This window comes from Chloroflexota bacterium, assembly GCA_011322445.1.
Taxonomy (GTDB): domain Bacteria; phylum Chloroflexota; class Anaerolineae; order Anaerolineales; family DRMV01; genus DRMV01.
In genome coordinates this window covers 48753-62286 of sequence record DRMV01000021.1, presented here as the reverse complement: position 1 = coordinate 62286, position 13534 = coordinate 48753, and the positions used below count along the sequence as shown (strand labels likewise).

Here is a 13534-nt window from a genome sequence, read left to right as displayed (position 1 = left end):
TCCTGCCTAAAAAGCCGCCCCTCACGGGCGGCTTTTGCGTTATACTGAAAACACCCGCCCGCGCTCCCCAAAACCACAACTTGCCATGAAAGAACAACCACTTCCTCCCGGGGCCCCTGTTGCCGCCTACCTCCGCGACAGCGGCGGCGAAGAACAAGAACTCTCCCTTGCCCAGCAAGAAACCGAAATCCGCGCCTGGTGCGAAGCCCGCGGGCTGGCGCTTACTCGCATCTTTCGCGACGAAGCCCGCCCGGGCTCCAGCGTCGTTGGGCGTGAGGGCTTCCAGCAAATGATGCGCCACTTCCGCAGCGGCGAGGCACCCGAAAAAGCCCTCATCATCTGGAAATACTCCCGCTTCTCCCGCGATATAGACGACGCCCAGTTCTACCGCGCCGACCTGCGCCGCCGCGGCGTCCGCGTCATTTCCCTGCACGACCAGATTCCCGAAGGCCCCGCCGGCCGCCTCTACGAAGCGGCGCTGGACTGGATGAACCAGCAATTCCTCATAGACCTCTCCACCGATGTCAAACGCGGCCTGCGGCACATCGTTGCTCAATACGGCTGCGTTCCCGGCACCCCGCCCCGCGGCTTCAAGCGCGTCCCCGTTGTCATTGGCAAGCGCCGTGACGGCTCAAAACACATCTGCCACCGCTGGGAACCCGACCCCGACCTCGTTCCCCTCATCCGCCGCGCCTTTGAAATGCGCGCCGCCGGAACGCCCATCTCACAAATCCACGCCAAACTCCACCTCTACCGCACCCTCAACGCCTACACCACCTTTTTCCGCAACCCCATCTATGTTGGCATCCTGAAATACGGCGGCGAGACCTACGAAGGCTACTGCGAACCCATTGTGGCCCCGCAAACCTGGCGCACCGTGCAAAAAATCATGGAAGACAACGCCGAGCGATTCGGCCGCCGTCACCCCCGCCGCGTCAACTCCCCCTTTTTGCTCAGCGGCATAGCCTACTGCGGCCAATGTGGCGCGCCTCTCTACGGCCACGTCACCACCCGCCCGGGCAAAGGCCGCGACGAAGCCTACCGCTGTACCCGCGCCAAACGCAAAGCCGGCTGCGATGCCCCCCGCATCCCCCGCCACATCTTAGAAAAAGCCGTCCTCGAAGCCCTCATCCGGCACATCCTCACCCCCGAAAACCTCGCCCAAATCCAGCAAACCCATCGCGCCGCCGCCCAGCGCCGCCAGGCCGAGCGCCAGGCCCAGGCCCGCGCCCTGCGCAAACGCCAAAGCGCCCTACGCAAACGCATCACCAACATCACCGCCGCCATAGCGCAAGCAGGCCCCCTCCCCTCCCTCCTCACCGAACTCAAAGAACTGGAAACCGAAAAAGCCGTCATCGAAGCCCAACTCCAAGAACTCCAGCGCCCCCAACCGGAACCCCGCGAACTCACCCCCGAAGAAATCACCCAAATCTCCGAACGCCTGATACACTACATCCAGACCGCCGACAAAGAAACCCAACGCCGACTCCTTCGCGGCCTCATCGCCAAAATCACCGTAACCCGCGAAGGCGACCACATCGAAGGCGTCATCCAATACTACACCCCCCTTGCCCAGCCGCCGCCCCCTTTCCCACCGACCCCGAGGGGGCCTGACCCCGCCGCCCCCGCCCCCTCGGGGTTGTTGCCTATACACTTCTCCCCCGTGGGGGCACAACCAACAACCTTCAACACACGGCGGCACCCCATGCTGACAACCACAGCGGGGTGCCGTTGGTTCATTATGCACCTGCGGCTCAAGGCGTGGCACGGCCCTACGGCCAAGGCACCCTTGCCTCTTTGCCCCGGCAGGCTCTTGAGGTGGGAAAGTACGGTAGAATAGAAGTAACACCCGCGACCCCACATCATCGAGCGCGCCAAAACAGCCATGTTAGAAGAACTCCGCATTCAAAACTTTGCCATCATCGACAACCTGGAACTGCCGCTGGGCCCCGGGCTGGTGGTGTTTACCGGCGAGACAGGGGCCGGTAAATCCATCATCGTCGACGCGGTCATGCTTCTGCTGGGAGGGCGCGCCGAAAGCATCGTGGTGCGCAGGGGGGCTGAGCGCGCCGTGCTGGAAGGCATCTTCCGCCTCGAACCGCCGGTACAGGCAGCGGTGCGCACCCTGCTCGAGCCCGAAGGCTTGTGGGATACCCCCGACACTGTGGTGCTGGGGCGCGAAATCCGCCGCAACGGGCGCAACCTGGCCCGCATCAACGGCCGCACCGTCAACCTCGGCCTGCTGCGCGCCGTCGGCAACCTGCTGGTTGACATCCACGGCCAGGCCGAACACCTTTCCCTTTTCCGCGTGCGCGAGCACATCCGCTTGCTCGACCGCTTCGCCGGGCTGGAAGACGCGCTGGCCGCCTACCAGGCCACCTATCGGCGGCTGCAGCAAGCCCGCCGCCGCCTGGAAGCTCTGCAACAAAACGAAGCCGACGCTGCCCGCCGCGCCGACTTCCTGGCCTTCCAAATCCAGGAAATTGAAAATGCGGGCCTCGACCCCGACGAAGAAGCCCGCCTCACCGCCGAGCGTGAACGCCTTGCCCACGCCGAAACCCTGGCCGAACACACCCGGCAAGCCGTCTTCCTGCTCGACGAAGGCACCGCCGACATCCCCGCCATCACCGACCTTTTCGGGCAAGTCAGCCACGCGCTGGAAGCCATCGCCCAAACCGATCGCGAACAAGCCGACCTTGCCACGGCGGCTGCCGATGTGGCCGAAGCCCTGGCCGACCTCACCCGCCGCCTGCGCGACTACGCCGAAACCCTGGAATTCGACCCACGTCGCCTGGCCACCGTCGAAGAGCGCCTGGCTCTCATCGCCGACCTGAAGCGCAAATACGGCGGCAGCATTGCCGAAATCCTCGCCTACGCCGCGCAGGCGCACGACGAACTGGAAAACATCACCCACGCCGAAGAGCAAATCGCCGCGCTGGAAGCCGAAATCACCTCTCTGGAAACCGACCTCGCGGCGCAGGCTTTGGCGCTTTCCCAAAAACGGCAGGAAGCCGCCCGAAAACTCGCCGCCGGCGTGGAAACCGAACTGCAAGACCTGCGTATGGCCGGCGCTCGCTTCGCGGTGGACCTCCGCCGCCGCCCCGACCCGCACGGCTTGCCCATCCCCAACGGGGGACGCGTGGCCTACGACGACCGGGGCATCGACCAAGTGGAATTCCTGCTCGCCCCCAACCCGGGCGAAGGCTTCAAACCCCTTGCCAAAATTGCCTCCGGCGGCGAAAGTTCCCGCCTGATGCTGGCCCTCAAACGAGTGCTGGCCCTGGCCGACCCCACCCCCACCCTGATTTTCGACGAAATCGACCAGGGCATCGGCGGGCGCATTGGCGCGGTGGTGGGGCGCAAACTGCACGACCTGGCGCGCCACCATCAGGTGCTCGTCATCACCCACCTGCCCCAACTGGCAGCCTATGGCGATGCCCATTACCGTGTCGCCAAAACCGTGCAAAAAGGCCGCACCACCACCACCGTCACCCCGCTGACCGATGAAGCGCGCGTGCGCGAACTGGCGCAAATGCTCGGCGGTTCGACGCCCGAAATGCTACACTCGGCGCGCGCCCTGCTGGAAAGCCCGCAAAACCCACCCTCCGGCACCGGTTGACCGGCCCTTTCGGCCAGCCCGCAAAAACCGGCGCCAAACCGCGTCCCTGCTGTAACCGCTTCTCTCCCCCCCAAGGAGGCTTACCATGCCTGAAAATTCCCCCCTCGACCTCAACCGTGCGACCAAAGAAGAACTCATCGCCCTGCCGGGCATCGGTGAGGTGCTGGCCGAGCGCATTCTGGCCGCGCGCCCGTTGCGCAGCGTGGACGACCTGCAAAACCTTCCCGGTTTTACCGAGGCCGTGCTGGGAAAAATCCGCCCGTTGGTGACGGTCACCCTACCGGAAGCCACAACCGAAGCCGAAGAAACCCCCGCAGCCTCGGAAGAAGCAGCCCCGGCCGAGGAAACCCCCGCCGAAGCCGTCGAAGCCGGGGAAGAAACCGCTGAAGCGGCCCCAACCGAACCCGAAGCCGCTGCTGAGGCCAGGGGCACCGCCGAAGCCGAGACCGCCCCACCGGTCGAACCCGGCCCCGAAGCCGAAACCGAGGCGCCTCCAGAAAACACCCCGCCCCCGGAACCCGCGCCCGCTCCCCCGCCGCCCGCCGCCGGGCACTACGTGACCCGCCGCGGCGCCTGGGCCATGGCGCTCACCAGCGCCTTTGTGGCCTTCCTGCTGGCGTTTGGCCTCTCCCTGGGTGTGCTGCGTGCGATCAACGGCACCCTCGCTTACCCCAACGCCGCCCAATACGCCGCCACCCAACGGCAGGTGCAGGTCATGCAAGAGGAAATCACCCAACTGCAAATGCGCGCCGAGACCCTCCAGCGCCAGGTCAGCGACCTGAAAGCCGTGGCCTCACAAGTCAATCAACTCTCTGAGGGGCAGCAGCGGCTCCAACAGCAGGTCAACGATGTGGCCGAGGCCGTCGCCGCCGTTCAGGCCAGCGCCGAGAAATTCAACGCCTTCCTGCAAGGGTTACAAGACCTGCTGAACGGCCTTTCCCCCACAGCGACGCCTTCCACCTCCCCCACGGCCACGCCTCAGCCCCCAACGCCTACCCCCAGCCCGACACCCACACCCTGAACGCAGCGTCGTTGAGCGCCTAAGAAGCCTCTCTCCCCCTCGCACGCCGCCCGCCGGATGAGAGAGGGAAAGACTGCCAGCGCAACCCATTCCAATGCGTAAGTTTCCACCCTGAACGAGGTGTTCCATGAGCGAAAATGCTTCCCCCACCCCCGAAAACAGCGCCTCCGCCGCGCCGTCCGAGCCCAAGCCCTCCTTCGGCGAGCGTCTGTCGGGCGCCTTCCTGGCCCTGGTGCGCTTCGTGGTGCGCCTGCTGGTCATTTTAGCCATCCTCGGCGCGCTGGGCGCGGCCGTGTACTTCGGCGTGCCTTACCTCTACCGCCGTTATGTCCAACCGTTGGAAGCCCTGCAGGCCCAGGTTGCCACGCTGCAACAGCAATCCGCGACTCGCGCGGAAGAAGTCAACAACCGCCTGCTTGCTCTGCAAGGCGACCTGGCGCACCTCAACGACCAACAACAAGCGCTGGCAGAACGGGTGGCGCAACAGCAAAGCAGCCTCGACGCGCTGCAAGCCCGCCTGGAGACGCTGGAAAAACAGCGCGCGGCCCTTGCCGACCAGTTAGACAGCCTTGCCAAACGGCTCGACGCGGCCGACGCCAGCGCAGCCCACGCGCAGGCCACTGCTGCGGCGCTGCAAACTGCCTGGCAGCAAGAAGAAGCCACCATCCAGGCCATGCAAATGCAAGTGGTGGTGCTGCAGGCGCTGGAATCGCTGACCCGCGCGCGTGTGCTCATTGGGCAGCACAACAACGGCCTGGCCGCGGCCGAAGTCGCCCGGGCGCAGGCCGCGGTAGCCTGGCTCCAGCAACAACCCAACGCCCAAAACGAGGCCTTGCAGCAGGCCGCTGACCATCTTACCCTTGCTGCCCAGGCCCTCCCGGCTTCCCCCGACCTGGCTTTACAGGACATCGAAGCCACGTGGCAATGGCTGAACGGCTTGCTGCCCCACGCCACGCCTACTCCCACCGCGACGCCGGCGACCGCACCGCCTACACCGACCCCCACGCCTACGCCGCAGCCCTAAAGCGCGCCCCTGGCATGGCGTCCTTGAACTTCCCCCGCCCCGGCAGGCCCCTGTTGCCCGCCGGGGCTGTACTTTACACCGTCCTGGTGGCCGGCAGAGGCTCCAACCTGACCATTGGACTATACCCCTGCCTTTCGCATATCCGTTCAAAAGGTACCGCTTACGGCAAAATATGCTATACTCTAAGCAATCCTGACCTGCACCACCGGCGCCGTTCCGGCACAAGGGAATGGCGCGGGTTGGGTATTGGTGGCGCGATGAACCCCACACCTTCCTCAACCCTCACGCGTTGGGCCGCACACCTGCGGGCGCGCGGCTGGGCCACCGGCGTGGCAGCGCTTCTCGAAGCCGCAGCCCCCTTGCAGCCCCTCGGCGAGGCGCTTTTCGTAGGAGGGAAATTCTTCCTCAGCCCGTGGGCCTCGCCAGAGGCTTTACAAGCCCTTGATGCCCTGGTAACCGATGAGGAAACCCGCTCCGCCTTCCTGCAAGCCCTGCACCACCCCCCAGGAGCAGCAGCCCCATGATTTCGTTGAGCAGCGGCATTCTCAGCATCGTTGGCCTGGCCTTTGTGGTGCTGTTTGGCCTGTTGATGGTCGTTTTGCCTGTCATCAAACGGCCGCGGCCGGGGCGCGACCTGCGACCGCTTCAAGCCCTCAGCCGCCTGCGCCATGCGCTCAGCCTCACCGTTGAGGCAGGCACCCGCTTCCACATTTCGTTAGGGCGCGGCGAAATCACCCACCCCCGCACAGCCAGCGCTTTCGTAGGCCTTAGCGCCGCCCACCGCCTGGTGGAAGCCACCGCCGTCAGCGACCGCCCGGCCATCATCACCGCTGGCACGGGGCCGCTGGGCATTCTGGCGCGCAGCACCCTCCACAGCGCCTACGCCGCCGGAGAGCAGGGCAGCCGCTATCGCCCCGCTTACGGCCGCGTAACCGGGCTGACGCCCTTTGCCTACGCCGCGGGGGCTATGCTCGCGGCACGCGACGACGCAGCCGCCGCCAACTTTCTCAGCGGCAGCTTTGGCGCTGAAGTCGCCCTCATGGCCGACGGCCTGACCGACGAAGACACCCTCACCGTCGCGGGCACCGATAGCGTGGCCGCACAAGCCGTGCTCTACGCCGCAGCCGACGAACCGCTCATCGGTGAAGAAGTCTTTGCCAGCGGCGCTTACCTGAATGCCGGCCCCCTCCACGGCACCAGCCTGCTCACGCAAGATATCTTCCGCTGGCTGATCATCCTTGCTATCATCGGCGGCACTATCGTCAAAATGTTGGGGGTGTTGCCATGAAGATGAAATCACCCGTCGCGACCGCCGTAGCCATGGCCGTGGGGCTGATTGTGCTCTTTGGCTACTTCTTCCCCCTGCCAGTCTTCACCGGCCTGCGCACCCTTTTGCTCCAATGGGCGCTCATCCTCGCGGGCACGGCGCTCTTCGTCGGGATGGTCAACCTGAGCCAATATCACTGGGCGAACATCCGCAACCGCCGGAAACCGCTTGGCAGCGTCGTGGTCATGATTTCCCTGTGGCTGACCTTTGCGCTGGCGCTTTACGCCTCCCCAGCCAGTACGCCCATCCAATGGCTCTTCAACGCCATCATCGTCCCCACCAGCGTGGCGCTGCTGGGGCTGCTGGCCTTTACCCTGGCTTACGCGGCGGTACGCCTGCCGCGGCGTCGCCCTGGCTTGATGGCCGTGCTCTTCCTGGGCACGGCGGTGCTCATCATGCTGGGTGCGGTGGCCCTGCCAGGCGTGGGCATGCTCCCCTTCATCGGTGATACCCTGCGGCCCTGGCTGGCCCAGGTGCCCGCCGCAGCCGGGGCGCGCGGCATTTTATTAGGCGTCGCCCTCGGCACCGTGGCTACCGGCCTGCGCATCCTCCTGGGCAGCGATCGCCCTTACGGTGAATGACATGAGCGACCAGATCCGTTGCCCAATGTGTGGTAAGCCCAACCCGGCAGACGCCGAAATCTGCCGCTATTGCCACGCGCGTCTCAAACCCCTTCGGCCGGGGGAAGCCCCTCAACCCAAATCCACGGCTGAACTGGAAGGTACCCTGCCACCGTGGATGCAAAACCTGCGGGAAAACGCCACCCCCGACGCCCTGCCCGAAACCGGCGAGCTGCCGCTGGACCTGACGGCAGGGGCCGAACCCGCGGAAAAACCTCTGCCCCCTGAAGAAGAGGAACCCGCCGAAGACGGCCTGCTGTGGGCACCCGACGAAGAAGAGGAAGACCTGCCCGACTGGTTGAAATCGTTAGGGGGCGAAGCCAACGAGGCCGCGGAAAGCGCCCCGGCCGCGCCGGAAGCCGAAGCACCGCCTGCCGAAACGCCGCCGCCCGCGCCCCAGCCCGAGGCGGAAGCCGAACCCGCCTCGCCCCTCCCCGCCGACGAGGCCGAACTCCCCGACTGGCTCGCGGGCGAGGCAACCCCGGCCGAGGAAACCCCCGCCGCCGAGGAAGCTGCAAGCCTGCCCGATTGGCTCGCGGGCGAACCCCAGCCCGAGGCCGAAGCCGAACCCGCCCCGCCCCTCGCCGCCGACGAGGCCGAACTCCCCGACTGGCTCGCGGGCGAGGCAACCCCGGCCGAGGCCCCCCCCGCCGCCGAGGAAGCCACAGGCCTGCCCGATTGGCTCGCGGGCGAACCCCAGCCCGAGGCCGAAGCCGAACCTGCCTCGCCCCTCCCCGCCGACGAGGCCGAACTCCCCGACTGGCTCGCGGGCGAGGAAGCCCCCGCCGAAGAGGCACCCGCCGCCGAAGAAGCCACAGGCCTGCCAGATTGGCTCGCGGGCGAACCCCAGCCCGAGGCCGAAGCCGAACCCGCCTCGCCCCTCCCCGCCGACGAGGCCGAACTCCCCGACTGGCTCGCGGGCGAGGCAACCCCGGCCGAAGAAACCCCCGCCGCCGAGGAAGCCACAGGCCTGCCAGATTGGCTCGCGGGCGAACCCCAGCCCGAGGCCGAAGCCGAACCTGCTCCAGTCCAGCCAACGCCACAACCCTTCGTGGCCGACGCCGAACTGCCAGAAGACCTGCTGCAAGAAACGCCCGACTGGCTGGCGCTGCTTTCCCCCGACGAAGAACCCACCGGCGAAGCCCAGGAGAAACCGGCCACGGCCGAAGAAGGCGAGCCGTCGGGCGCGCTGACGGCAGGCGAACTGCCTTCCTGGTTAGAGGCCATGCGCCCCATTGCGGCCACCTCGGTCGGCGGCGCAGGGGAAGACGAAGCGATCGAAACCGAGGGGCCGCTGGCAGGGCTGCGAGGGGTGATCACCCCGCCGGAACCGACGCTGGTCAAACCCGGCCGGGTAGCCACCATCGGCGGCAAACTGTTCCTCACCGACCAACAGGAAGCGCAGGCGAAAACCCTGCAGGCGCTGCTGGCAGAAGAATTTGCCCCCCGCGAGCCCAAGAAGCCCCCCACGCTCAGTCGGCAGCGTGCCCTGCGGTGGTTCATTGGGGTGGTGCTGCTGGTAATGGCCTTCCTGCCCTTGGTTTTGCCCCCCTTGCAGGCCCCGCCCCCCGACCGCATCCTTCCCGCGGCGCGCGCGGCCCTGCAAGCGGTTGACACCGTGCCCCAAGGCGCGCCAGTGCTCGTGGGGGTAGACTACTCCCCCGCTTTCGCCGCCGAAATGGAAACCACCGCCGCACCCCTGCTGCGCGACCTCTTAGCCAAAGGCGCCCGGCTGACCGTGGTTTCCACCCAGCCCACCGGGCCGGCGCTGGCCACGCGCCTCTTCCGGCAGGGGCTAAACGCCCAGGAAGGCCAGCAATACCTCAACCTGGGCTACCTGCCGGGCGGCACGGCGGGGCTGTTCGCCTTTGCCCAAAACCCCCGTCTGGTCTTCACCCACGCCGCCGGGCACACCCGGCTGTGGGAAACGCCCTTCCTGAACACCGTCCACCAGATGGACAACTTCGCGATGGTCGTCGTCATCACCGAAGACGCCGACACGGCACGCGCCTGGATTGAGCAAGTGCGCCCTACCTTAGGCGCTCACACACCGCTCATCGCGCTCATCAGTGCGCAGGCCGAACCGATGATCGAGCCTTATTACGAAACCGCCTCTCATCAGGTAGCAGGGGTGGTTACCGGCATGGCAGGCAGCCTGGCTTACAGCGCCGCCCGAGGGCAGCAGCCCGAGGCACCGCTGCGCGGCCAGTGGAGCAGTTACAGTTACGTGGTGCTGTTCGCCGCTCTGATGGTGGCAGCAGCCGGGCTTTACAACCTTGCGCTGGGCTGGAAGGAAGCCCGCGCCCGACGCGCGCTCGCGGCCGAAGCCGAGATGGCAGAGGCAGATTCCGAGGAAGAAGAGGCATAACGCATGGCGTCCCTGCTTGGCGCTCTGGTAGGTTTTCTCATCACCATCACGGTGCTTAGTTACGTCTTTTTCCACGACTGGGCGCTGTTTCGGCTGGTGATGTACGTTTTCATCGGCGTCACGGCCGGCTATGCTGGCGCCGTGGCCTTTCGCAGCGTGCTGTGGCCGATGCTGTTCCAGCCGTTGATCTTCGACCGGCAACTGCTGCTGCTCGTGCCGCTCTTTCTGGTGCTCTTGCTGCTGACCAAAGCCTTCGAAGGCAAAATCAGCCGGTGGGGCAATGTGGCCGTGGCTTACCTGGTGGGGGTGGGGGCTGCGGTGGCCGTTGGCGGTGCGGTGCAGGGCACCATCCTGCCCCAAACCCTCACCACCATGGACGCCTTCAACTTCCGCCTGATGACGGCGCGCGGTATCGGGTGGGCCGAATTCCTCACCACCGGCACGTTTATGCTCGTGGGCACCGTGACGACCCTGGCCTATTTCCATTTCGGGGCCCATCCGCGCAAAAACCGCCCACCGCAACGGCGCAAGTGGATTTCCGCCTTAGGGGTTGTGGGCGAATGGTTCATCGCAATCACTTTTGGGGCGCTGTTCGCGGGGGTATACCTGGCAGCCGCCACTGCCCTGGCTTCCAGCGCCAGCACCGTGTGGCAGTTCATCCTCCGCTGGCTTCCCCATTGATTGAGGTATGATGGCAACTTCGTTAGTGGACGCCGACAGCCTGTTGGCCCTCGATGTAGGCAGCACCCATACCCGCGCGATGCTCTTCGACGCGGTGGAAGACCGCTACCGCCTGGTGGCGATGGGCGTCGCGCCGACCACCGCAGGCGCGCCGCGACGCGACGTTCGCGCTGGCATCCACCAGGCCCTCAACCAGGTGGCCGAAGTCACCGGCCGCAAACTGCTCAGCAAAGACGGGCAAATCATCATCCCCGCCGAAGAAGGGGCTGGTGTGGACCAGGTGGTTGTGACGCTCTCGGCAGGCAAACCGCTCAGCATCGTGGTGGCAGGGGTGTTGCCCCAGGTTTCTGTGCGCAGCGCCCGCCGTCTGGCCGAAACCATCTACGGGCGCATTGCGGCTCAATTGCACCTCAACGATCACCTGGGCATGGAAGGCCGCATCAACGCGGTGGTGCAAGCGCGGCCCGATGTCGTCATCCTGGCGGGGGGGATAGAAAACGGCGCTTCGCAGGCGGTGCTGCAAACCGCCGAGGCGGTAGGGCTGGCAGCATACCTCATCCCCCAGGGACAACGCCCTGAGGTGCTCTTTGCCGGCAACAGCCGCTTGCAGGAAGGCATCAAAGAAATGCTGGAAGGCATCACGCCCCTTTACACCGCGGCCAACGTCCGGCCTGCCCTCGCGCAAGAGCAACCTGGCCCAGCACAGGAAGCCCTGCTGGAAATCTACCGCCACGTGCGGGAACGCCAGATCCCCGGCCTGCAAGACTGGCTGGCCCCTCTGCAGGGGCGAAGCACCTTTTACCCCACAGGGTACGCTTTTGGGCGCATGGTGCGCTTCCTCAGCCGCGTGTACGACCCCTCCAAAGGCGTGCTGGGGGTGGATGTCGGCGCCGAAGCAGTCACGGTAGCCGCGGCGTGGGGCGGCGAAGGGGTGCTCAAAACCTTTGCGGGGTTAGGATTGGGCAGCAGCCTGCCCGACCTGTTGCGCCACGTGCCCGCCGAGCGCATCCTGCGCTGGCTGCCCATCGACGTGCCCACCGACGACCTGGTCGATTACCTCTACAACAAATCGCTGCACCCGGAAAGCATTCCCCTGACCGAAGAAGATTTGGCCGTAGAACAGGCCCTGACGCGGCTGGTGCTGCGGACGGCAGTGCAGCGAGCCTGGCGTAGTTTCCCGGTGCAGCAACGCCAGAAGTTCGGCGCGCTGTTGCCTTATTTCGAACCCATTCTGGCTTCCGGCAGCGTGCTCACTCGCGGCGCCACCCACGCCCAGGCGCTGTTGACCCTGCTCGACGGCATTCAGCCCAGCGGCATCACCACCTTCGTGCTGGACGACAACCACTTGCTGCCAGCCTTAGGTGCAGCCGCTGACCTCAACCCGGTGCTCAGCGTGCAAGTGCTGGAATCACACCATTTTGTGCCGCTGGCGACGGTCATCACCGTCGCGCATCGGGTCACCAAAATGGGTGCGCCGATCCTACGGCTGCGCATCGAAACCGATACCGGCGAAAAAGGCAAAGTGGAACTCAAAACTGGCCAGTTGCGCGTGGTGCGCCTGCGGCCCGGGCAAACGGCCAGGGTAGAAATTCAACCGCTGCGCGGCAGCGACGCCGGCTTCGGGCCGGGCCGGCGCGGATCGGCGGTCGTCAACGGCAGCGCGCTGGGGCTGGTGCTCGACGGTCGCGGCCGCCCGATCTTCCTGCCCAAAGACGCTGAAAAACGCCGTGCCCTGCACCGCCAGTGGCTGGACGCCCTGGGCGGGTAGGCACATTTCTTGCAAACCTTGAAGTGAGAGGAGCAGCATGAGCATCGAAAGACCGGTCGTGCGGGTGATGCCCCTGGCAACCATCAAGCAGCCACGAATGTTGCCCGTGCCTGGCCGCGTCGTGGTCAATCAGGGGCAGGCTGTAAGCGCCACCGCGACCGTGGCCGAAGCCCATTTAGAGCCCCACTATCGGCTGGTCAACGTAGCGCAGGCGCTCAAGGTGCCGCGTGCTCGCGCCGACGAATACATCACCTGCCGGGCAGGCGAGGTCGTGCATCAGGGCGATGTGCTTGCCGAAAAAAAAGGCGTCGTCCGGCAGGTGGTTCACTCGCCCGTGGACGGCGAAGTGGTGGTCGCCGGGGAAGGGCAGGTGTTGTTGCGGGAATACCGCCAGCCGTGGGAACTGCCCGCCGGTTTGCCGGGCAAGGTGATTCAGGTGTTTGCCGAGCGCGGCGTTGTGCTGAGCACCAAAGGCACAGTCATCGACGGCGCGTGGGGCAACGGGAAAATCGCCTACGGGCTGGTGCACCCTATCACCGAAACAGCCGCCCAACCCATCACCGCCGACCTGTTGAGCGTGGAACTGCGCGGATTGGTGCTGGTAGGCGGTGTGTTGGAAGACGCTCGCGTGCTGAAACTGGCCCAAGAACTTCCGGCGCGTGCATTGATTGTCGGCAGTATGCGCGCCTCGCTCATTCCCGAAGCCTTGCAAGCCCCTTTCGCCATCGTGGTCACCGATGGCTTTGGCAGCGGCGGCATGAATGCACGGGCCTTCCGGCTGCTGAGCACCAGCGCCGAGAGGCAGGCCGCCGTGCTGGCCGAAACCCCTTCGCCGTACGAAGGGCAGCGACCAGTGATTGCCATTCCTCTCACAAGCGCCGATTTTCCGCCGGAACCCCCCGCGGCCGCGCCCCTTGAGGAAGGCACCACAGTGCGGGTGGTGCGAGCGCCTTACCTGGGTGCAGTGGGCACGGTGGTTGCCTTGCCCAATGGGGTTGTCCGCTTTGCCAACGGTGTACGCGCCCCTGCTGTCGACGTGCGACTGGAAAGCGGCGAACGCGTCACCGTGCCTGTTGCCAACGTGGAAGTTTTGATACAATCATAAT

11 protein-coding genes are annotated in these 13534 nt (G+C 65.8%); all 11 read left to right on the top strand.

The features are described from left to right. Positions 1–85: 85 nt before the first annotated feature. The 11 genes from ENJ54_04120 (at position 86) to ENJ54_04070 (ending at position 13533) form a co-directional block, all read left to right on the top strand. Positions 86–1840 (top strand): hypothetical protein, encoded by a 1755-nt coding sequence (locus ENJ54_04120; GenBank protein HFC09031.1) that lies wholly within the window; start codon positions 86–88, stop codon positions 1838–1840. Positions 1841–1885: 45 nt separating this feature from the next. Continuing rightward, positions 1886–3619, top strand: a complete 1734-nt coding sequence (gene recN / locus ENJ54_04115) for a DNA repair protein RecN (GenBank protein ID HFC09030.1) — start codon at positions 1886–1888, stop codon at positions 3617–3619. Between the two features lie 85 nt (positions 3620–3704). After that, the gene (locus ENJ54_04110) at positions 3705–4640 is read left to right on the top strand and encodes a helix-hairpin-helix domain-containing protein (GenBank protein ID HFC09029.1); all 936 of its coding nucleotides are present in this window, start codon (positions 3705–3707) and stop codon (positions 4638–4640) included. Positions 4641–4767: 127 nt separating this feature from the next. After that, on the top strand, positions 4768–5664 hold the full coding sequence (locus tag ENJ54_04105) for a hypothetical protein (protein ID HFC09028.1): 897 nt from the start codon (positions 4768–4770) through the stop codon (positions 5662–5664). Next, positions 5565–6188, top strand: coding sequence for a hypothetical protein (locus ENJ54_04100; GenBank protein HFC09027.1), 624 nt, complete (start codon positions 5565–5567; stop codon positions 6186–6188). Before ENJ54_04105 ends, ENJ54_04100 begins: the two co-directional genes overlap by 100 nt. Further along, on the top strand, positions 6185–6952 hold the full coding sequence (locus ENJ54_04095; protein ID HFC09026.1) for a hypothetical protein: 768 nt from the start codon (positions 6185–6187) through the stop codon (positions 6950–6952). The genes ENJ54_04100 and ENJ54_04095 overlap by 4 nt, the downstream gene beginning before the upstream one ends. After that, on the top strand, positions 6949–7572 hold the full coding sequence (locus ENJ54_04090) for a hypothetical protein (GenBank protein HFC09025.1): 624 nt from the start codon (positions 6949–6951) through the stop codon (positions 7570–7572). The genes ENJ54_04095 and ENJ54_04090 overlap by 4 nt, the downstream gene beginning before the upstream one ends. 1 nt (position 7573) lies before the next feature. Further along, complete coding sequence (locus ENJ54_04085; protein HFC09024.1) at positions 7574–9979, top strand: zinc ribbon domain-containing protein; 2406 nt, start codon at positions 7574–7576, stop codon at positions 9977–9979. Between the two features lie 3 nt (positions 9980–9982). After that, positions 9983–10660, top strand: coding sequence for a hypothetical protein (locus ENJ54_04080; GenBank protein ID HFC09023.1), 678 nt, complete (start codon positions 9983–9985; stop codon positions 10658–10660). Positions 10661–10667: 7 nt separating this feature from the next. After that, positions 10668–12428: a hypothetical protein gene (locus ENJ54_04075; GenBank protein ID HFC09022.1), complete on the top strand. Its 1761-nt coding sequence runs from the start codon at positions 10668–10670 to the stop codon at positions 12426–12428. Between the two features lie 37 nt (positions 12429–12465). Beyond that, positions 12466–13533: a hypothetical protein gene (locus tag ENJ54_04070; protein ID HFC09021.1), complete on the top strand. Its 1068-nt coding sequence runs from the start codon at positions 12466–12468 to the stop codon at positions 13531–13533. Position 13534 lies beyond the last annotated feature (1 nt).

What these genes read in the sequence shown, in the direction of transcription:
- ENJ54_04120 (HFC09031.1), top strand. Translation starts at nt 86, where the DNA reads ATGAAAGAACAACCACTTCCTCCCGGGGCCCCTGTTGCCGCCTACCTC.
- ENJ54_04075 (HFC09022.1), top strand. Translation starts at nt 10,668, where the DNA reads ATGATGGCAACTTCGTTAGTGGACGCCGACAGCCTGTTGGCCCTCGAT.
- ENJ54_04090 (HFC09025.1), top strand. Translation starts at nt 6,949, where the DNA reads ATGAAGATGAAATCACCCGTCGCGACCGCCGTAGCCATGGCCGTGGGG.
- ENJ54_04105 (HFC09028.1), top strand. Translation starts at nt 4,768, where the DNA reads ATGAGCGAAAATGCTTCCCCCACCCCCGAAAACAGCGCCTCCGCCGCG.
- ENJ54_04110 (HFC09029.1), top strand. Translation starts at nt 3,705, where the DNA reads ATGCCTGAAAATTCCCCCCTCGACCTCAACCGTGCGACCAAAGAAGAA.
- ENJ54_04095 (HFC09026.1), top strand. Translation starts at nt 6,185, where the DNA reads ATGATTTCGTTGAGCAGCGGCATTCTCAGCATCGTTGGCCTGGCCTTT.
- ENJ54_04085 (HFC09024.1), top strand. Translation starts at nt 7,574, where the DNA reads ATGAGCGACCAGATCCGTTGCCCAATGTGTGGTAAGCCCAACCCGGCA.
- ENJ54_04070 (HFC09021.1), top strand. Translation starts at nt 12,466, where the DNA reads ATGAGCATCGAAAGACCGGTCGTGCGGGTGATGCCCCTGGCAACCATC.
- ENJ54_04080 (HFC09023.1), top strand. Translation starts at nt 9,983, where the DNA reads ATGGCGTCCCTGCTTGGCGCTCTGGTAGGTTTTCTCATCACCATCACG.
- recN (HFC09030.1), top strand. Translation starts at nt 1,886, where the DNA reads ATGTTAGAAGAACTCCGCATTCAAAACTTTGCCATCATCGACAACCTG.
- ENJ54_04100 (HFC09027.1), top strand. Translation starts at nt 5,565, where the DNA reads ATGGCTGAACGGCTTGCTGCCCCACGCCACGCCTACTCCCACCGCGAC.